Origin of the sequence: Paenibacillus sp. FSL K6-1318 (assembly GCF_037976905.1) — a bacterium.
GTDB lineage: Bacteria > Bacillota > Bacilli > Paenibacillales > Paenibacillaceae > Paenibacillus > Paenibacillus amylolyticus_A.
Genome location: NZ_CP150270.1, coordinates 4,198,697 through 4,217,778, shown reverse-complemented (window position 1 = coordinate 4,217,778; position 19,082 = coordinate 4,198,697). Strand labels below are relative to the sequence as shown.

Below are 19,082 nucleotides of genomic sequence, written 5' to 3'. Positions count from 1 at the left end.
ATGCGTCAGCTGACGGTACAGTTGGAGGAACGCTCATATCCGATTCTGATTGGTAGCGGCCTATTGGCGCAAGCCCCTCAATATTTTGAGCAATATGGCTTGACCAAGAAAAGCCCGTTACTCATCATAACAGACGAAAATGTGGCTCCCAAATACTTGTCAGGTTTGGAGCAAACGCTGCGTACGGCTGGTTATACAGTCGTATCGGCGGTTGTCCCCTCTGGTGAAACATCGAAATCCCTTTCGGTATATCAGGATATGATGACTGTCGCTATCGAAGGCAAACTGGATCGGAGTTCTGCGATTTTGGCCCTGGGTGGGGGTGTCGTAGGTGATCTGGCTGGCTTTGTTGCCGCTACATATATGCGTGGAATCAAGTTTGTTCAAGTACCTACAACGATTTTGGCGCATGACAGCAGTGTGGGCGGCAAGGTAGCTGTCAACCATCCGCTGGCCAAAAATATGATCGGTGCATTCCACCAGCCCGAGCTTGTACTCTACGATGTGGATACACTTCAATCCTTGCCGCCACGAGATGTTTCGGCAGGTTTGTCAGAGATGCTGAAGCACGGACTGATCCGTGATGAGGCTTTTGCACATTGGTGTGAGGAGCATGCGGAAGAGTTGCTTGCGCTTAATCCAGAAGCACTGGGATACGGTTTGGAGCGTGGATGTGGTATTAAGGCGGAGATTGTATCCAGAGACGAACGTGAAAATGGAGAACGTGCGTTGTTGAACTTGGGACATACGATTGGTCATGCCATTGAAGCGATTGCCGGCTACGGAGAGTTCCTGCACGGAGAAGCGATCTCCATAGGTATGGCTGGATCAGCATTGCTTGGTGAGAAGCTTGGTGCGCCAGCAGGGCTCTATGAAGATACAGTCCGCATGTTGCGGTCACTTCGCCTTCCAACAACGATGCCTGCACATCTTGACACGGATGCATTAATGGAAGCGATGATGCATGACAAAAAGTTCCGTGAAGGTCATATGGTGTTCATCATTCCTGATCGGATTGGGGCTGCAAGAATTGTGAAGGACGTACCTGTGTCGGCAGTTCGGGACGTCATTGAAATGCTCAGGAAGGGAGAATAACAGCAATGGTCACACGGGGAATTCGCGGGGCTACAACAGTCACGCAGAACAACGAAGAACAGATTTTGAAGGAAACGGCTGTATTGTTGCAGGAGATCGTAGATCGCAATGAGATCCAACCGGAAGATATCTGCAGTGTGTGGATTACATTAACCGGGGATCTGGATGCTGCTTTCCCGGCAAAAGCTATTCGCCAACTGGATGGCTGGGAACTGGTACCACTAATGTGTGCACTGGAGGTTCCTGTTAAAGGTGCCTTGGCACAGTGTATTCGTTTCATGGTGCATGTGAATACGAACAAAGCTCAGAATGAAATCAACCATGTGTATCTGAACGGTGCACAGGCATTACGTCCGGATTTGGCAGCACCTTCTGGCTCTTAAGCAAGTGGGTTGTCAAACCGATCATAATGATGTATAGTGAGAACCAGTTGAGTAGAGTAGAGATTGAGCTGAGAGCAGCTGAGCTAGTGGAGTATATAGCAGAGTCCAGTGGGTGGTAACCGGTGCAACAGAAACCGGCCAACTGATTCACGGTACGTCGTGCTACGGAATAGGTAACAGGAACAGGGAAGCAAATGTGTCTTGGGACACGTTTTGTTTTGATATATTTGGATATAGCACGAATAACGCACGTTCCCGTATTTTATGAAATATTGGAATGAGTAGTTGGTTGAAGTGTTATAACTGATTTATTTTTCCCGATTGGATGATGTGAGATGCATCAGTTCAGTAACCTGTGAATAATTCGAGAGCGAAGTATAGGGACTTGTTATTTATGAAGCATCACCCTGTTAAATACAGCTTATAACCAAACCTCTACCTGATGGTAGAGGTTTTTTTCGTATATTGAATTGCTTCTTCTACCCCTATAAGTTCAACTAAACTTTTACACAAAAACGGAGAGGACAGAAATAACCTGAAGAAGCGGAGCGTTCACATTTATCACCGGATTTTACCTTTTGAAAGGGAATCAAAAAAAATCTGGGGATAACAGTGATCGGAAGGTTGTTCGGTCATCGAAGTGCTCAGTGTAAACAATCTTTAGTTGAACTTACCTAAATCTGAAAGGACGTGATCTGATGATAACGCCAAACGTTAATCAAGTACTGAAAATGTCGAATGAGTATAATCTGATTCCGGTAGTCAAACGGATTCTGGCAGACATGGAGACCCCAATTCGAATATTCCGCCGTTATGCTGACAACGACCGTGCATTCCTGCTGGAAAGTGTAGAGGGTGGTATCCAATGGGCGAGATACTCGTTCATCGGTACAGATCCGTTCCTGATGATTTCGGCGAAGAAAGGCCGGATTGTTGTAGAAGAAGCAGGGAAGACCCGTGAATTGCCAGGCAAACCGATTGAAGAACTGAAAGCATTGCTACGTAAGTACCGCAGCCCGAAAGATGATGAACTGCCACCATTCACAGGTGGGGCAATTGGGTTCTTCGGATACGATCTGCTGTCCTATTATGAGAAGCTTCCACCTCACGCGCTGGATGACCTGAATATGGATGACATTCGCTTTATGTTCTGTGACCAGATTATCGTGTTTGACCATGTGAAGCAGCAAATGCTGCTGGTCGGTAATGTACACGTCAAAGACGGCGCAACGGATGATGAGATACGTCAAGCGTATGCAGTGACTTCAGAGAAGCTGGAGCAGGCCGCAGAACGTTTGCAGCAGCAAGGACCAGGGGAGAACCTGAATCCGCGCTCTATCCCGGGAGATGTGGAGCTGGGGGATATCCGCTCCAATCTCACGAAGGAGCAGTTTATCGGTAATGTGGAGCAAGCCAAAGAGTACATTCGCGCAGGTGATATTTTTCAAGTGGTCCTATCCCAGCGTTTCCACATTGATACGGAGGTTTCTCCACTTCACGTGTATCGTGTGCTTCGGACGCTGAATCCATCTCCTTACATGTACTACCTCAAAATGGATGATGAGATTATTGTTGGCACTTCGCCAGAAGCGCTGGTCAAGGTGGACGGAAGTCGTGTGGAGACACGACCCATTGCAGGTACACGTCCAAGAGGAGCAACAGAAGCAGAAGATCGTGCACTCGCTGCGGATCTGCTCCAGGATGAGAAGGAACGTGCGGAGCATCTGATGCTGGTTGATCTTGGGCGTAATGATCTGGGACGGGTATCCAGCTTCGGCAGTGTGAAGTGTGACATGTTCATGGAGATTGAACGTTACTCTCACGTTATGCATATGGTGTCCAACGTTACGGGTGAGTTAAGAGAAGACAAGGATTTCTTTGATGCTTTCCTTTCATGCTTGCCAGCAGGTACCGTATCCGGTGCACCGAAATTACGTGCAATGGAGATCATCGCGGAACTGGAGAAAGAGGCACGTGGTGCCTATGCAGGAGCAATCGGATACCTCGGTTTCTCGGGTAACATGGACTCCTGTATTACGATTCGTACGATTATTTTCAAAAAAGGAAAAGCATATGTACAGGCCGGAGCGGGAATCGTATGGGATTCTGTGCCTGAGAATGAATATGAAGAAACGGTTAATAAAGCCAAAGCATTGCTCAAGGCGATTCGAACAGCAGAAGCAATGTTTCCTGCCAAAGACAAGGACAACACGTTGAGACTGGCGAATGCAGACTACTTTGTCACACCAGCAGCCGCTAAGAACTGAGAGAGGAGAGACCGGAGATGAACATAAACCCAATAATGAATGAGAACCTTGTAACCCCTATTGCTGAGATTACTCGTGAGGAAGGCATGAAAAATGGCCTGGCGAAGATTTTGGAGGGTAGCCATCTGGAGCAAGCCGAAGCACGAGATTTGATGTACTCGATCATGAGAGGTGAGGCAACGCCGGCTCAAATCGGAGGTTTGCTGATGGCGCTGCGGATGAAGGGGGAAACGGTGGATGAGATCACCGGTTTTGCTGAAGCCATGCGTGGTCAGGGCGGACGAATCCTCACGGATGGCAGTGGCTTGCTGGACACGTGTGGAACAGGCGGATCGGGTATTCACAAATTTAACATTTCTACAGCATCTGCCATCATTGCTTCGGCCGTCTCGGTTCGGGTCGCCAAACATGGCAACCGTTCAGCTTCAGGCAAAGCGGGAAGTGCAGATGTATTGGAGGCACTCGGTGTAAATATCCATCTGAACGGCGAGCAGGCCAGACAATGTCTGGATGATATCGGAATCTGCTTCTGTTTTGCCCAGGTATATCACCCTTCCATGCGACATGCGGCAGGGCCAAGAAAAGAGCTGGGTGTGCGTACCATTTTCAACATGCTCGGACCTTTAACGAATCCTGCCGGAGCAGATCGCCAATTACTTGGCCTGTATGATCGCTCCCGGACGCCAATGATTGCTGAAGTGCTGAATCGTCTGGGTCTCAAAAGAGCGTTGGTTGTGGCCAGCCATGATGGTCTGGATGAAATCAGTATCTCGGCGCCAACGCAGGTATCTGAACTTCGCAATGGTCAAGTGCACACCTATGATATTGATCCACGTGATATGGGCTTGTCTCTGCATCCGCTCGAAGCGGTACTTGGAGGAGATGCGGCACAGAATGCCGAAATTATTAAGAGGATCTTCCAGGGTGAGCAGAGTGCCTACCGTGATGTCGTTCTGTTGAATGCCGGAGCGTGCATCTATGTGTCCGGTCTTGCAGATAGCATTGCTGAAGGGGTGACACTTGCCGCAGAAGCGGTAGATTCGGGCAAAGCTGCCGGGAAGCTTGAACAGTTAATTCATACAACGGAGGCGTACAGTCATGTATCTTGATCGAATCGTTGCAACCAAACATAAAGAAGTTGAAGTTCTGGCACAAACATTTCGCATGGATGAGGCTATCCAAAAAATCGAACAATTACCCGCAACCCGGGGGTTTGAAAAAGCATTATCGAGCGGACGAAATCGCAATCTCGGTCTTATTGCTGAAGTGAAGAAGGCTTCGCCGTCCAAAGGATTGATCCGTCCGGATTTTCATCCGGTAGAGATTGCTGCTGCTTATGAACGAGCGGGTGCAGACTGCATCTCCGTATTAACGGATGTATCGTATTTTCAAGGGAGCAACGAGTACTTGCAGGCTATTCATCAGTCTGTGAACATTCCGCTATTGCGTAAGGATTTTATTATAGATGAACGACAGATCGCCGAGGCAAGATTGCTGGGTGCGGACGCGGTACTGCTGATTGCCAGCATTCTGACTCCAGAACAAATTCGTCAATATCTGGAATTCGCCAAAAGTTTGGGGTTGGACGCCTTGATTGAAGTCCACGATCGGACAGAGCTGGAGCAGGTATTGGAAATTCCGCAGGCAACCCTTGTCGGTATCAACAATCGTAATTTGAAAACATTCGAAACCAGTCTGAACACGACACTGGATTTGATGGAATTGATTCCAAGTGGTGTCACCTTAATCAGCGAAAGTGGTATTGATGGACCAGAATCAACAGTACCGTTGATCCAAGCCGGTGTACACGGTATTCTCGTAGGTGAGCACCTCATGCGCAAAGATGATGTCGAGGCAGCTGTATATGATCTGATGGGACCGAAATGATGAATACTTCCATATGCGATGGCACAGGCGACAGTATGTCAGAACACAGAAACCCGCTGCCAGCGGCCGTAAAAATATGTGGACTTCAGGACGTTGAAGTGCTAAAATCGATGATAAACTTGCCTGTGGATTACATTGGTGTTGTTTTTGCCAAATCACGCCGTCGAATCGAACCCGAGCAGGCTGCTGCATTAAGAACGGTACTATTCGAATGGTCGGCCTATGAACGACCGAAGCTTGCGGGTGTATTTGTGAATCCTACGCTCGAAGAGCTGGAACATATTATGGAGGTTGCTCACCTCGATGTTATTCAACTGCATGGACAGGAGACTGCGGAATTTTGTCAGCAGGTGAAGCAGCGGTGGAATGCCAAAGTATTTAAGGCTTTTTCTTTTCCCAAAGATGAAACGGGTCCGGAAGCTGATGATGCAGCCATAAGGGCTCTTGATGCCTACGATAAATTCGTGGATGCGATATTGCTTGATACCTATGATCCTCTATATGGAGGGGGCTCCGGCAAAACGTTTGCCTGGGAGCGTATTCCTGCCTATGCCGATTGGGCGACCAGTCATGGAATCTCTTTGTTCGTTGCAGGAGGTTTGCAGCCGGACAATGTACAACAACTGATACAGACATATGCACCTTTCGGCGTCGATGTATCCAGCGGCGTGGAGACAGAAGGTGTGAAGGATATTGCTAAAATTACAGCATTCGTAGAAAGGGTGAAGCAGGCATGACACATCAATTGCCGGATCAACACGGGCGTTTCGGTCACTTCGGAGGCCGCTTTGTACCTGAGACACTAATGAACGCACTCATTGAACTGGAGGAGGCATATAGCCACTTCTCTGAAGACGAGGAATTCAACAAGGAACTGAATTATCTGCTGAGCGAGTATTCTGGACGTGAAACGCCATTGTATCATGCAGAGCAATTATCACGCCGATTGGGCAGACCGAAAATTTATCTGAAACGTGAAGATCTGAATCATACAGGTGCGCACAAAATTAATAACGCCATTGGACAAGGTTTACTTGCGAAACGGATGGGCAAAAAGAAAGTTATTGCCGAAACGGGTGCAGGCCAACATGGCGTTGCAACGGCCACAGTAGCCGCATTGCTCGGACTGGAATGTAAAGTATTTATGGGTGAAGAAGATACAGAACGTCAGCAGCTAAACGTATTTCGGATGAAGCTGCTCGGAGCAGAAGTGATTCCGGTGACGTCTGGAACACGGACATTGAAGGATGCTGGTAATGAAGCACTTCGCTACTGGGTCAGCAATGTGGAGGATACGTTTTATGTGCTCGGATCCGTGGTTGGTCCTCATCCATATCCGATGATGGTGCGGAATTTCCAACGTGTGATCGGTGATGAGACCCGTCGTCAGATTCAGGAGATCGAAGGACGTCTGCCGGATGTGATTGTAGCCGCTGTTGGTGGAGGAAGTAATGCGATCGGGATGTTCTATCCATTTATCGGTGACCAGGATGTGAAGCTTGTTGGTGTTGAGGCCGCAGGCAAAGGGGTCGAAACCGAGTATCATGCGGCGACGATGACCAAAGGCACGCATGGTGTATTCCAGGGATCTATGAGTTACCTGTTGCAGGATGAGTATGGACAGGTTCAGCCAGCACATTCCATCTCGGCCGGGCTTGATTATCCGGGTGTTGGTCCGGAGCATTCCTATCTCAAGGATATTGAACGGGCAAAATATGTACCAATCACGGATCAGGAAGCACTGGATGCCCTGCAATTGCTATGCCGGACAGAAGGTATCATTCCTGCTCTGGAGTCCGCACATGCGGTCGCCCAAGTTGTTAAACTGGCGCCTGAACTCACAGCGGACGATATTGTGGTCATCTGTCTGTCGGGACGTGGAGACAAGGATGTTGAATCCATCATGAAATACACGGGAGGTGACTTGGGATGAATCTGATGGACCAGACCTTCCAGCAATTAAAGGAACAGAATCGCACGGCACTTATTCCATTCTTAACCGTGGGAGACCCGGATGTGGACACAACGATCGATATCATCAAGGAGCTAGAACAGGCGGGAGCGGATATTTTGGAACTGGGTGTTCCCTATTCCGATCCGCTTGCAGATGGCCCAGTCATTCAGCGTGCTTCCGAACGTGCGCTGAAAAGCCAGATTACCATTCGTACTGTGATGGAAACCGCTGCAAAAGCTCGTAAGGCAGGTGTGAAACTGCCATTTGTACTGTTCACCTATTATAATCCGGTATTGCAGACAGGACTGGATGTGTTCTTTGATGAATTGATCAAACATGATATTAGTGGCATGATCATTCCGGACCTGCCGATTGAGGAAGCGGAAGAGATGCGAGAACGTGCAAATCGTGCCGGTGTGCATCTGGTGCCGCTTGTTGCACCAACGTCTAATGCACGGATTGAGCGGATTGTGACGGGAGCGAGTGGCTTTATCTATTGTGTATCTTCCCTTGGTGTAACCGGAGAGAGAGCTTCTTTCTTTGACGGCGTAGAGAGCTTCATTGAGACGGTGAAAAGTCTGACAGACCTCCCTGTAGCGGTAGGTTTCGGTATCTCCAGCCATGAGCAGGTTGCACATTTCTCCCGCATCTGCGATGGCGTTGTTGTCGGTAGCGCCATCGTTCGTCAAGTGGAAGACGCGATTCCTCTGCTTGAAAATCCGGATACGCGTGCAGCGGGACTGTTGCAAATTCGCAACTTTGTGGCACAATTAAAGGGATAGGGATGTCCTGAAAGTACATCCTTTGGATACGTGAGGTACATGCTGATCCGTGTTCAACAATATTTTAATAACAGGAGGCGGTTGGGTTGAAACCGAAATCCCAGATTGTCAATCTGCCTGTGTACCAGCCGGGCAAACCGATTGAAGAAGTGAAACGTGAACTGGGGCTTGATCAAGTCATCAAGCTGGCCTCCAACGAAAATCCGTACGGCAGTTCTCCTGCCGCTCTGGAAGCCATTACGAGAGAAATGACTAATATAAGCATATACCCGGATGGTAGCTCAGTTGAGCTGACAGGAGTTCTTGCTAGCCATCTTGGCGTGGAACGGAACAATCTGATATTTGGTTGTGGTTCCGATGAGATCATTGCTTTGATTACGAGAGCTTTCTTCTTACCGGGCGACGAGACCATCATGGCTGATCAGACATTCTCCGTATACAAAAGCAATGCAGATATTGAGGGTGCCGTTACCATTGAAGTACCTCTGAAGGATGGGACTCATGATCTGAGCGCCATGCTCGCACAAATCAGCGACAAAACCAAAGCAGTATGGGTGTGTAATCCAAATAATCCGACAGGTACGATTATCTCCGAGCAGGAACTTACAGCCTTTATGGATCGCGTGCCTGCTCATGTGATGGTCATACTGGACGAAGCGTATTATGAATTCGTAACCGATGAAGCATATCCGCAAAGTGTGCCATTGATCGAACGGTATCCGAACCTGGTTATTCTGCGCACATTCTCCAAAATTTACGGTTTGGCTTCGCTCCGTATTGGATATGGTATTGCTCGTCCCGAAATTATTGATTTGATTAACCGTGTACGTGAGCCATTTAACACTTCGCGTTTTGGACAGGTCGCAGCAACGGCTGCACTGCTCGATCAGGAGTTTGTTCAAGAGTGCTCGAAGCGGAATGCAACGGATCGGGATTTCCTGCAAAATGAATTTACACGGTTGGGATTGTCGTATTTCCCTTCCCAGGGTAACTTTATTATGGTTGATCTGAACATGCCTTCGGCAACGGCGTTCCAATCCTTGCTTAAACAAGGCATTATCGTTCGCCCGGGATTCCACGTATACCCAACATACATTCGTGTGTCCGTCGGAACATCAGAACAGAACCGTGCATTTGTCACGGCACTGGAGAACACGCTGGCTGAGAAGGCGGTAGCACGCCCTTAATTCTGGCGATGAAAGAGTGAGGACCCATGAGACTAAAAATTGCAATGATCGGTGTAGGACTCATCGGCGGTTCACTTGCGCTGTGCTTCAAAGGCAAGCCAGGTGTAACCGTGATGGGCTACGCCCACTTGGATGAACTGAAGGACAAGTACATAGCGAGCGGTGTAGTGGATGATGCTACGCTCTCTCTGGAAGAAGCGGTAGAGGATGCCGACTTTATTTTTTTGTGCGTTCCCGTAGGTTTACTTGAATCCTATTTCGAGCAGCTCTCCAAGCTGCCATTGAAAAAAGGATGTATTATCACTGACGTAGGAAGCACGAAGGCTTCCATTGCCGCTTGTGCTGAGCATGTGCGGTTGACTGACGCTTATTTCATTGGTGGTCATCCTATGGCAGGATCGGAGCGTGCAGGCGTAGACGCGGCCTCAGCCGTGTTGTTTGAGAATGCATACTACGTCTTGACCCCTTCAGAACATGTGCCTGAGGAAGCGTACAGCAGGTTGTCTGAGCTGCTTGCGTATACGCGGGCACAGATCGTGCGTGTGGAGCCTTTGCTGCACGATGACATTGTGGGGGCGATTAGTCATCTGCCACATGTTATTGCTGTTGCGTTGGTAAATCAGGTGCGTGAATATAATGAGTCGAATCCGCTGTATAAAATGCTGGCTGCAGGCGGTTTTCGGGATATTACCCGGATTGCATCCAGTGACGCCATTGTATGGAGAGATATCTTGCTTAGCAACCGGGATGTACTGCTGGGTTTGCTTAAGGACTGGAACAGCCAAATGACGGCCTTCACGGATATGCTGGAGCATAAGAATGGTGAAGGCATTGAGGAAGCATTCCGTCAGGCCCGCGAGTTCCGCAGTGTATTGCCAGAACGACGCAAAGGCATGATTTCGCCGTTATTTGACCTCTATACCGATGTCCAGGATGCACCTGGTATGATTGGTAAGATCGCAACTGAGCTTGGGGCCAATGACATCAACTTGAGCAACTTGGAGATTATCGAGAATCGGGTGGATGTGCCAGGCATTATGCGTCTGTCCTTCCGTCAGGAAGAAGATATGGAACGAGCCAAGACGTTATTGGATTCCTTAGGTTATCAGGTGTGGATATAAGATGAGAAGGAGGGCGGAAGCCCTCTTTTTTTGTGAGGTTATATTGGTATTGTTCATTTAATTTTCGTCCACAAAAAAAGGATGTATTATCCTGAATTTCCGAAAGATATAATCAACTCAAACAATTTTACTTAAAGTGTTGACAAAATGAAAACGTATACATATAATAAGGGTACAGTATGGTTTCTCTCCACTCCTATCCAATAACTGTATTGCTCCACGTGAGCAATGGCCGCTTATGTAAGCGGTCTTTTTTTTGTCTTTAAAGTTAGTGACCCATCAACGGTATGTTAAGATGTACATCCTCTTTATTTATCCCATCTCATTTATCTGCTTACATCTCAACTCAATTACCTGGACAAATACCTTCATCGAAAAAAAATATCACATTTTTGTAACCTTTTCAAAACTTCGCTCGTCTATATACAAAAGGCTTGTCAAAAAGGTCCAAAAAGAAGTCATGAACGTGAAAATGACCGCATATGAATGACAGGTCGGGTTTCTGTGGATCGCATTGGATTTGCCAGGATGATGCAGACCGTTGTACAATAAATACTGTTAATGTAGAAACGTTGGGGAAATTGCCATTACATAGGGGAATTTGGCGGGAAGGCCGGTTATGGCTCTGAACGCTGTTTATATGCGGTGAGAACCGCAACTTTTTTGTGCCTGTTCGGTAATACATGGATAGAGTCGAACGGGGAGAAGCACATGGATGGGCGAGGAGGGGTCGCACTCAAATGACGGATTCCCAGTTGATTCGAGAGATCAAGGAAGGTAACCTGGAGTTATATTCCGAGCTGATGAGTCGTTATCAGCGTAAAATACTGGCTTTCGTATATCATATGTTGAAAAGTTCCAATATGGAGCTGCTTGCGGAAGATCTCTGTTCTGAGACTTTCTATAAGGCGTTCCGCAGTCTGCACTCTTTCCGTGAGGTAGATGCCTCATTCTCAACCTGGTTATATACCATTGCGAGAAATACGGTACTGAGTGAGCTTCGCAAACAGCGCAGCGGAAATGTCCCACTTGAAGAGAGCGGGATCGTTCCTGTTGCTCCTTCGGAAAATGCACCGGAGTATGCTGTTCTGCGCAGCGAGCGGGTGATGCTGGTTAGGGATGCGATTAACAATTTGCCGGAGAAGCAGCGTTCTGCGATTATACTCCGTGAGTATGATCAACTAGACTACCAAGAGATTGCGAATATTCTTGGGCAGAGCGTCAGTTCTGTGAAATCGTTATTATTCAGAGCAAGATCAAGCGTAAAAACTCAATTGGAACCTTATTTCTTCGAACCGGTGTACGAGCCATATGAAGGGATGAAGAACCGATGAATTGCAATGAAGCCCAGGAACTGTTTGCACTGGTCTGGGACTTACCGGAAGCTCATCCTCAGCGGATTGCATTTCATGCTCATCTCGCTGGTTGTGAAGAGTGCTCCGAGCAGTTTGAGGTCTGGGAAGAAGCCCAGATCTTGCTGCACAGCATCCCGGTTCCAGTGACAGAACAACAGGCAGAGAGAGTCAACCGTAACGTTATGGACCGGATCTATGCGGAGTCTCCATGGCTATTGCCGGAAGAGGCAAAGGTTAATCGTTTCTCTGCTGCGATCCGCAAACATATGTCTTTGTGGATTGCCGCGTTCCTGGCTATTTTTTTATGCAGTTTTCTGTACATGGCCATGTTTAAGCCAGACGTATCAGAAGCTGAGCAAACCAAGGTTGTTGCTACGGGTATTCTGGAGACAGGGGTTGCCGGAAGCGGACCATCATCTTCTGGATTGTATCAGTACAACATGACTGGAGCGGACAGAGGAAGCATCATTGAACCTTTTGTTGTGAGCATGGGACCTGCTTATCCTCAGTATTGGATGGCCCTGTCTTTATTAGCAATAGGGATGGCTTTATTTTCTCTTGGACGTATGCATCGAACAACGAATAAACGTAAACAACAAGGTGCGCGTGCATAGGTAATAACCTTTCGTTCGCCGTGTGGAGAAATGAGGGATGAAAGTGCGAATCGGGCTTATTCGTCACGGTCTTACAGACTGGAATGCGGCGGGCCGTATACAGGGTCAGACGGATATTCCTCTGAATGGAGAAGGTCGTGAACAGGCAGAACGCCTGGGTAGACGTCTGCTGACGGAAGAATACCAATGGGACTATATCATCACAAGTGGATTATCGCGGGCACAGGAAACAGGGGAGATCATCTCCAGGCTGTTGAATGTACCTTTGCTGGAGCCGGACGCACGGTTGAAAGAAAGGGCTTTTGGTCAGATTGAAGGTCTGACTTCAGATGAACGGGTTGCCCGTTGGGGAAAATCCTGGGAGACATTGGACTTGGGACAGGAGCAGATAGCGGATATCCAGATTCGTGCACTGGCGTTTCTGGAAGATCTATGGTCTGCCTATCCGGACCAGAACGTACTCATTGTCACTCATGGAGCTTTTCTGGCCAACCTGTTAACAGCCTTGTTTAAAGATCGGTATACCGAACGGATTGGAAACCTGTCACTGACGATCCTGGAAAAGGAACGTGATGACTGGAGTCCGCTGTTATATAATTGCACACGACATCTGTCTTTGGACACAGCGAAACAACCTGAGTAATCCAACTTGGGTTGTTTTTTTTGCGTTTTATGGGGAAAGAAAGACTTTATATGATTTCAAACCTCTCATTTTTCTTCTGATTGACCAACTTGAGGCATAGTATGATTAACGAATTAATTTCATAATTCACTAAAGATATTATGAAATGGATTCAAACATAAAAGATTTCCAAAAAGAGGTTTAGATTGTGGGAATTCCGTCAACGATGTTTACAAAACCAAACTATTTCAGGCTTCGAATCAGCGGTCGAAGTAGTTAACGGGCGAGGCGATGGACCCATGAATCTAGCGGATATGCTTACTTTTGCCGATATTGGCCAGCTTAATCGAATAGCAGACTATTACCAATGTGAATGCAAGCCCAACTCCAAACATGAACTCATCCAGAGTATTCTCACTACATTGGGCAGCAGACCCTTTTTTGAGCAGCAGGTACGTCAACTGAATCAAGCAGATCAGCGCTTCTTGAACAACTTGTTGTTTGATCCTCGCCAGTACTATGGTATGGAAGAACTCGTTGCCATAGCCCGTCAATCGATGGACAAAAAGGAGAGTGAGGCTGGCGCTAGTCCACGTGACCTCATCGTTCGCTTCAATAAGAGCGGATGGTTGTTCAATGGGACGACGCAGCAGACCAGATATCTGTATCAGGTACCTCAGGATCTGAAATTAAGGTTCAGGGATGTGTTATCCACACATTTGCGAGCAGGGATTACTAAAACGACGGAACCGCCCATGTATCGGGATGAGTATCATCTATTAGCGGATGATCTCAAATTGTTCCTGCAGTTTGTCCAGCAGCATGAAATTGCCCTTAACGCTGAAGGCATGATGTACCGTCGCTCTCAACAGCAGATTATGGAGCATCTACACATCAGTGAGGAATTGGTGGGCAAAGCCGGTTGGAGATTCGGATATGGCCGTTCGTTCAAGGATTACCCGGATCGCTTCGCTCTCCTCTACGACTATGCATTTCACCATCGGCTGGTTCACGAGGAGCAAGGTACGCTAAGGTTATCACCAGCTGGAGAAGACAAGCTGGGGGCTGAGAAAACAGCCGAAATGATACAGCTATTTAGGTTTTGGTTAAGATTGTATAAAGGTGCTATTCCCAATCTGTCCTCAATTGTGTATTGGACAGGCGAATGTGCCTCGGAATGGTCAACCGCCGAATCGCTGTTTCGTCAGATCGGTCCATTTATTCAGCCGTTCTATTATGATACGGCCGAGGCCATCTATGATAATAGAATTGTTAAAATGATGTTGCATCTTGGCATGGTTCGCATTGGCGAACATGAGGAAGGCCGGACTGTACAAATGACAGCCTGGGGCACACGACTTGCTGCATCCTGTCGCTCCATCTCTGGAGACGTTACACCTATTATGTTTGACAAGTGAAGGACAAGTTGCTAAAATCACTCCCAAATTAAGGAGTGATATCGATGATAATTCCATACAAAGGTCTACAACCTCTGTTACACCCTTCAGTATATATGGCTGAAGGTGCAAAACTGATCGGTGATTTGAGAATGGGAGAAGAATCTTCCGTCTGGTTCAATGCAGTCCTGCGAGCCGATTTGGCTCCCATAATCATTGGAAACCGCTGTAATATTCAAGATAATGCTGTCGGACATGTCAACACAGATCAACCTTTGATTTTGGGAGACGATGTTTCGGTAGGACATTCAGCGATCATTCATGGTTGTCGTATTGGAACAGGATCATTAATCGGCATGGGAGCCATTCTGTTGAATGGAGCCGACATAGGCGAATATACGCTGATTGGGGCCGGTTCAGTTGTTACTGAGAATAGTAAAATTCCGCCCTATACTCTGGCCTTGGGGACACCTGCCAAAGTGATACGTGAGCTGACTGATGCGGATCTAGAGCGGATGTCGAGAACTTCACTGGGTTATGTTACCAAAGGAAAAGAATATAGGAGCTCTTAAATCCGTTTTGGAGGTGCATCCTATTGGATAAAATGAAAGTTACGTATGAAGTCATGTTGGGGCTGGCAGCTGAGATGGTGTGGGACGAAGCGCTTCGCAAACAGCGCAGCGAGAAGCTCTATTTGGAAATCGATAAAGCGTTAGCTACCGGAGACGAAGTAGCTTTCCGGAGTCTGACGGATGAACTGAGGACCATAAACTGATGGGCACCATACATCTTTTCTGATATAAAAGGGAATGCGCAGATGCGTGTTTCCTTTTTTGATATGTGTAATTCCAAAATGAATGTCTGGATTTATAAGATATGCTCATATATAATATGGGAATAAAATGGATAGAAAGGGGATATAGGGAATTGAAATTCAGTGAGATGACTCAAGACAGCTGGGCTGAACTGCAACTCTATCTGGATACATGCCTTATTCCATACACGGCTCTTAGCGGTGAGCAGTCGCCAGTTGAAGCTACCGAAGCACTGGAGCGGCTGAGAGATTTTCTGGATATGGTCGAGATCCCTTTCAAAGGGAGAATCATGACGTATCCAGCCTTTCATTATGCTAATTCGGAAATGTCAATGACATTAAATTCCTTGTCCGCTCAGCTCAAATCCTCAGGATTCAAATATGTGGTTATTATGTCATCAGATGGTCAGTTTGATGGGGTGGAAATTGCATCTGCTGATTTGGTTTTGAGTCGGTTAGAGTTAACGCGTGAGGTTGGTGAAGAGGGAATTGCGAGATTTGTCGGGGAGAAAATACGAGAGTTGTGGAAAAAATGAGTTTCGTGTGACAAATGTGACAATTTTACAACACTTTTTTAATAACGCTTACAATTGAACCTTAAAAATGTGTGACAAATTCTTGACGGTGTTCTAGGGCTACTATATGATTATGTATGTTCTAGTAAGTCGTGGAATTTCTGAAAATGAAAACGTTTGAGAGAGTTGGCTGAAAAAGGGGGTTGGAGACAGTATGAGCAGTGAGCATGACCAGCACGAAGCTTCATTGAAATTGCCAAGCCGCATGGAGATGTCACGCAGGCAGTTTTTGACGTACACGCTTGGTGGAGCTACAGCCTACATGGCCGCCGGTGCAATCCTTCCCATGGTCCGTTTTGCGGTGGACCCGATTTTGCAGCATAAGGGAGAAGGCACCTCTGTCAAAGTAGCTGAAATCAGCAAAATTACGAATGAGCCTCAAGAATTCACCTTTGAACTTCAACAACAGGATGGTTGGTATCTGAGTAATGCATCGTTAGTGGCGTGGATTCGCAAAGACGAGCAGGGTAAAATTTATGCGCTCTCACCTATCTGTAAACATCTAGGATGTACAGTAGGCTGGAATAGTGACAAAAGTTATCCAGACGAGTATCATTGCCCCTGCCATGGCGCGCACTATGACAAGGAAGGGAAGAATCTTGCCGTAGCCCCCAAACCGCTGGATGAGTACGTAGTCAAGGAAGAGCAGGGTTGGGTATATCTGGGCGACATTGTTCCGAACACCCGAGTGAATTAGGAGGCGTGAACGCAGATGTTTAAAAATGTCTATGACTGGATTGACGAGCGTCTTGACATCACGCCAATCTGGCGGGACGTTGCGGATCATGAAGTTCCAGAGCATGTAAATCCGGCTCATCACTTTTCCGCATTCGTGTACTGCTTTGGTGGATTGACGTTCTTTATTACTGTTATTCAGATTCTGTCAGGCATGTTCCTGACCATGTATTACGTACCTGATATTATCAATGCCTACGCAAGTGTGGAGTACCTGCAAACCAAAGTAGCCTTCGGCCAAATTGTTCGCGGCATGCACCACTGGGGAGCCAGTCTGGTTATCGTAATGATGTTCTTACATACGATGCGTGTGTTCTTTACAGGCTCTTACAAAGCACCGCGCGAAATGAACTGGGTTGTCGGCATGCTGATCTTTTTCGTCATGCTGGGCCTGGGGCTGACAGGGTACTTGCTACCATGGGACAACAAAGCCTATTTTGCAACAAAAGTAACACTGGAGATTGCCAATACGGTTCCTTGGCTGGGACCAATCATTAAAGAATTCCTGCAAGGCGGTACGATTGTCGGTGCACAGACACTAACCCGATTCTTTGCCCTGCACGTATTCTTCCTCCCCGCGGTGCTTCTGGTGCTTCTGGTCGGACACTTTATCATGATCCGCAGACAGGGCATTTCGGGACCACTATAAACTGAGAAGGGAGGAATCGCAATGGCTCACGGACATAAGAAGGATGATGAGGAAAAGGTTATCTTTGTCGGTGATTCACGCGTACGTAAAGGGGCGGGATTTATTACCCCGCCTGATTACACGGCGTATCCCGGCAAATCAGAAGCCTTTATTCCCAACTTCCTGCTGAAAGAATGGATGGTTGGTGTCGTTGTATTGGTAGGGATTTTGGTTCTGACGATCTCAGAACCTGCACCTTTGGGATATCCGGCCAATCCGAGCGCATCCGTTATTCCCATGCCGGACTGGTACTTCCTTTTTCTGTATCAGTATTTGAAGTATCCATACGCATCAGGCGATTACGTCCTGCTCGGGGTACTGGGAGTCAGTGGAGTCGCTTTCGGAGCTTTACTGCTTGCACCGTTCCTGGACACAGGTAAGGAGCGACGTTTCTATAAACGTCCCATTGCTTCATCGTTGATGATTTTGTCGGTCATTGCTGTATTTTACCTGACGAATGTAGCGTGGACGCACTACGAACATGAGTTGGAAGCAAGCGGACAGAAGCCTGAACATATTCAACGTGAAGAAGAAGCGCTGGAGAGGCGTGAACAGGGGCTTCCACCAGTTTCTAATGCACCTGGACAGCAACAGGAAGTGGCCATCGTGGATCAGGATGACCCTGCAATGGAAACGTACAAGAAGGCCGGCTGTATTGGCTGCCATGCGGCTGATATGAAGGGCGCAAGTGGACCTTCACTTCGAGGTGTCGGTGACAAACATAGCCAGGAAGAGATTCTGACTATTATCAAAGAAGGTTACAACGCAATGCAACCTCAGTACAATAATGCCATTGCTCAAGGCGTCACGGATGAAGAAATTAATCATCTGACCGAATGGCTTGCGAAACAGAAAGCAGAACAGTAAAATCGAAATAACCAATGAAACCTGATCGTTTATGCGGTCAGGTTTTTTGAAATGTTTTTGGGGCAGCACGTTATCGTGTACAACATGTGACAAAGGAAGGGGCAGGGAACGTGGCTTTATCGTTTTTCTGGAGTAGGGAATTTCTGACCAATCGTTATTTTCTGTGGCTTTTGTTTTGGTGTAATGCAGTAGGAACGGTATACGGATACATCTGGTACGGAGAGCAAATGAAAATGACGCTGGCAGAGCAGCCGGTGTGGCAGGTCGTGTTTGTGCCGGATAGTCCAACAGCGAGTTTGTTTTTCACCTTAGCATTGTTATGGATCTTGTACCCACCACGGTCTATCATAATTAAACGGATTGGACATGTAATTCAGGCGCTTGCCGTGGTCACATCTGTGAAATATGGCGTGTGGGCCGTATCGATTATATTCGCTGGCTGGATGCAGGGTGGCACACAGCACTGGCAAGACTGGATGTTGATTGCTTCGCATAGTGCGATGGCGATTGAAGCTCTTATCTATGTACGGTTTTTCGGATTCAAATGGGCTGCTCTTGTCGTTGCAGGTCTCTGGACGTTGTTGAACGATACGATGGATTATACATATGATATTTACCCTTGGTTACCTGCCTCCCTCTACGATCATGTAGATGGTGTGCGCAATTTCACATTCGGACTGACGCTGGTGAGTATTCTGTGTGCATGGCTTGCGCTCAGACAAGCGAAACGAACCTGATA

At 47.4% G+C, this 19,082-nt stretch carries 21 protein-coding genes; all 21 read left to right on the top strand.

From position 1 onward, the window contains the following. The 21 genes from aroB (at window position 1) to NYE45_RS18470 (ending at window position 19,080) form a co-directional block, all read left to right on the top strand. Window positions 1-1,095: a 3-dehydroquinate synthase gene (aroB, locus tag NYE45_RS18570; RefSeq protein ID WP_036607679.1), complete on the top strand. Its 1,095-nt coding sequence runs from the start codon at window positions 1-3 to the stop codon at window positions 1,093-1,095. Window positions 1,096-1,100: 5 nt separating this feature from the next. Next, complete coding sequence (aroH, locus tag NYE45_RS18565; RefSeq protein WP_047843558.1) at window positions 1,101-1,478, top strand: chorismate mutase; 378 nt, start codon at window positions 1,101-1,103, stop codon at window positions 1,476-1,478. A 698-nt stretch (window positions 1,479-2,176) separates the two neighbouring features. After that, the gene (gene trpE / locus NYE45_RS18560) at window positions 2,177-3,745 is read left to right on the top strand and encodes an anthranilate synthase component I (protein ID WP_340013574.1); all 1,569 of its coding nucleotides are present in this window, start codon (window positions 2,177-2,179) and stop codon (window positions 3,743-3,745) included. 68 nt (window positions 3,746-3,813) lie between these two features. Continuing rightward, complete coding sequence (gene trpD / locus NYE45_RS18555) at window positions 3,814-4,854, top strand: anthranilate phosphoribosyltransferase (RefSeq protein WP_153028249.1); 1,041 nt, start codon at window positions 3,814-3,816, stop codon at window positions 4,852-4,854. Beyond that, on the top strand, window positions 4,844-5,632 hold the full coding sequence (trpC, locus tag NYE45_RS18550) for an indole-3-glycerol phosphate synthase TrpC (RefSeq protein ID WP_145148812.1): 789 nt from the start codon (window positions 4,844-4,846) through the stop codon (window positions 5,630-5,632). Before trpD ends, trpC begins: the two co-directional genes overlap by 11 nt. A gap of 35 nt (window positions 5,633-5,667) precedes the next feature. After that, a complete protein-coding gene (locus NYE45_RS18545; protein ID WP_340013573.1) occupies window positions 5,668-6,369 on the top strand; it encodes a phosphoribosylanthranilate isomerase in 702 nt (233 codons plus the stop codon). Further along, complete coding sequence (trpB, locus tag NYE45_RS18540) at window positions 6,366-7,565, top strand: tryptophan synthase subunit beta (protein WP_340013572.1); 1,200 nt, start codon at window positions 6,366-6,368, stop codon at window positions 7,563-7,565. Before NYE45_RS18545 ends, trpB begins: the two co-directional genes overlap by 4 nt. Beyond that, window positions 7,562-8,368 carry a tryptophan synthase subunit alpha gene (gene trpA, locus NYE45_RS18535; RefSeq protein WP_340013571.1) on the top strand — a complete coding sequence of 269 codons (807 nt, stop codon included), beginning with the start codon at window positions 7,562-7,564 and terminating at the stop codon, window positions 8,366-8,368. The genes trpB and trpA overlap by 4 nt, the downstream gene beginning before the upstream one ends. A gap of 86 nt (window positions 8,369-8,454) precedes the next feature. After that, window positions 8,455-9,555 (top strand): histidinol-phosphate transaminase, encoded by a 1,101-nt coding sequence (gene hisC / locus NYE45_RS18530; RefSeq protein ID WP_145148808.1) that lies wholly within the window; start codon window positions 8,455-8,457, stop codon window positions 9,553-9,555. Between the two features lie 26 nt (window positions 9,556-9,581). After that, window positions 9,582-10,676: a prephenate dehydrogenase gene (locus NYE45_RS18525; protein ID WP_340013570.1), complete on the top strand. Its 1,095-nt coding sequence runs from the start codon at window positions 9,582-9,584 to the stop codon at window positions 10,674-10,676. 740 nt (window positions 10,677-11,416) lie between these two features. After that, a complete protein-coding gene (locus NYE45_RS18520) occupies window positions 11,417-12,010 on the top strand; it encodes a sigma-70 family RNA polymerase sigma factor (protein ID WP_062835180.1) in 594 nt (197 codons plus the stop codon). Next, on the top strand, window positions 12,007-12,645 hold the full coding sequence (locus NYE45_RS18515) for a zf-HC2 domain-containing protein (protein ID WP_062835179.1): 639 nt from the start codon (window positions 12,007-12,009) through the stop codon (window positions 12,643-12,645). The genes NYE45_RS18520 and NYE45_RS18515 overlap by 4 nt, the downstream gene beginning before the upstream one ends. Window positions 12,646-12,688: 43 nt before the next feature. After that, window positions 12,689-13,288, top strand: coding sequence for a histidine phosphatase family protein (locus NYE45_RS18510; RefSeq protein WP_340017398.1), 600 nt, complete (start codon window positions 12,689-12,691; stop codon window positions 13,286-13,288). 278 nt (window positions 13,289-13,566) lie between these two features. Further along, on the top strand, window positions 13,567-14,685 hold the full coding sequence (locus tag NYE45_RS18505; protein WP_340013569.1) for a hypothetical protein: 1,119 nt from the start codon (window positions 13,567-13,569) through the stop codon (window positions 14,683-14,685). Between the two features lie 44 nt (window positions 14,686-14,729). After that, window positions 14,730-15,236 (top strand): gamma carbonic anhydrase family protein, encoded by a 507-nt coding sequence (locus NYE45_RS18500; RefSeq protein ID WP_340013568.1) that lies wholly within the window; start codon window positions 14,730-14,732, stop codon window positions 15,234-15,236. A 23-nt stretch (window positions 15,237-15,259) separates the two neighbouring features. Then, a complete protein-coding gene (locus tag NYE45_RS18495) occupies window positions 15,260-15,439 on the top strand; it encodes an IDEAL domain-containing protein (RefSeq protein WP_017687723.1) in 180 nt (59 codons plus the stop codon). 152 nt (window positions 15,440-15,591) lie between these two features. After that, window positions 15,592-16,014: a DUF2487 family protein gene (locus tag NYE45_RS18490; RefSeq protein ID WP_340013567.1), complete on the top strand. Its 423-nt coding sequence runs from the start codon at window positions 15,592-15,594 to the stop codon at window positions 16,012-16,014. A 193-nt stretch (window positions 16,015-16,207) separates the two neighbouring features. Then, window positions 16,208-16,750, top strand: coding sequence for a ubiquinol-cytochrome c reductase iron-sulfur subunit (locus NYE45_RS18485; RefSeq protein WP_062835174.1), 543 nt, complete (start codon window positions 16,208-16,210; stop codon window positions 16,748-16,750). A 15-nt stretch (window positions 16,751-16,765) separates the two neighbouring features. Beyond that, window positions 16,766-17,437 carry a cytochrome b6 gene (locus tag NYE45_RS18480; RefSeq protein WP_017687726.1) on the top strand — a complete coding sequence of 224 codons (672 nt, stop codon included), beginning with the start codon at window positions 16,766-16,768 and terminating at the stop codon, window positions 17,435-17,437. 21 nt (window positions 17,438-17,458) lie between these two features. After that, entirely contained in the window at window positions 17,459-18,343 is an 885-nt protein-coding gene (locus NYE45_RS18475; RefSeq protein WP_340013566.1) for a c-type cytochrome, read from the top strand. A 110-nt stretch (window positions 18,344-18,453) separates the two neighbouring features. Then, window positions 18,454-19,080, top strand: coding sequence for a DUF1405 domain-containing protein (locus tag NYE45_RS18470; RefSeq protein WP_340013565.1), 627 nt, complete (start codon window positions 18,454-18,456; stop codon window positions 19,078-19,080). The last annotated feature ends 2 nt before the right edge of the window (window positions 19,081-19,082 follow it).

What these genes read in the sequence shown, in the direction of transcription:
- aroH (WP_047843558.1), top strand. Translation starts at nt 1,101, where the DNA reads ATGGTCACACGGGGAATTCGCGGGGCTACAACAGTCACGCAGAACAAC.
- trpB (WP_340013572.1), top strand. Translation starts at nt 6,366, where the DNA reads ATGACACATCAATTGCCGGATCAACACGGGCGTTTCGGTCACTTCGGA.
- NYE45_RS18480 (WP_017687726.1), top strand. Translation starts at nt 16,766, where the DNA reads ATGTTTAAAAATGTCTATGACTGGATTGACGAGCGTCTTGACATCACG.
- trpC (WP_145148812.1), top strand. Translation starts at nt 4,844, where the DNA reads ATGTATCTTGATCGAATCGTTGCAACCAAACATAAAGAAGTTGAAGTT.
- NYE45_RS18475 (WP_340013566.1), top strand. Translation starts at nt 17,459, where the DNA reads ATGGCTCACGGACATAAGAAGGATGATGAGGAAAAGGTTATCTTTGTC.
- NYE45_RS18545 (WP_340013573.1), top strand. Translation starts at nt 5,668, where the DNA reads ATGTCAGAACACAGAAACCCGCTGCCAGCGGCCGTAAAAATATGTGGA.
- trpA (WP_340013571.1), top strand. Translation starts at nt 7,562, where the DNA reads ATGAATCTGATGGACCAGACCTTCCAGCAATTAAAGGAACAGAATCGC.
- NYE45_RS18525 (WP_340013570.1), top strand. Translation starts at nt 9,582, where the DNA reads ATGAGACTAAAAATTGCAATGATCGGTGTAGGACTCATCGGCGGTTCA.
- NYE45_RS18515 (WP_062835179.1), top strand. Translation starts at nt 12,007, where the DNA reads ATGAATTGCAATGAAGCCCAGGAACTGTTTGCACTGGTCTGGGACTTA.
- trpE (WP_340013574.1), top strand. Translation starts at nt 2,177, where the DNA reads ATGATAACGCCAAACGTTAATCAAGTACTGAAAATGTCGAATGAGTAT.
- NYE45_RS18505 (WP_340013569.1), top strand. Translation starts at nt 13,567, where the DNA reads ATGAATCTAGCGGATATGCTTACTTTTGCCGATATTGGCCAGCTTAAT.
- NYE45_RS18485 (WP_062835174.1), top strand. Translation starts at nt 16,208, where the DNA reads ATGAGCAGTGAGCATGACCAGCACGAAGCTTCATTGAAATTGCCAAGC.
- NYE45_RS18520 (WP_062835180.1), top strand. Translation starts at nt 11,417, where the DNA reads ATGACGGATTCCCAGTTGATTCGAGAGATCAAGGAAGGTAACCTGGAG.
- NYE45_RS18500 (WP_340013568.1), top strand. Translation starts at nt 14,730, where the DNA reads ATGATAATTCCATACAAAGGTCTACAACCTCTGTTACACCCTTCAGTA.
- aroB (WP_036607679.1), top strand. Translation starts at nt 1, where the DNA reads ATGCGTCAGCTGACGGTACAGTTGGAGGAACGCTCATATCCGATTCTG.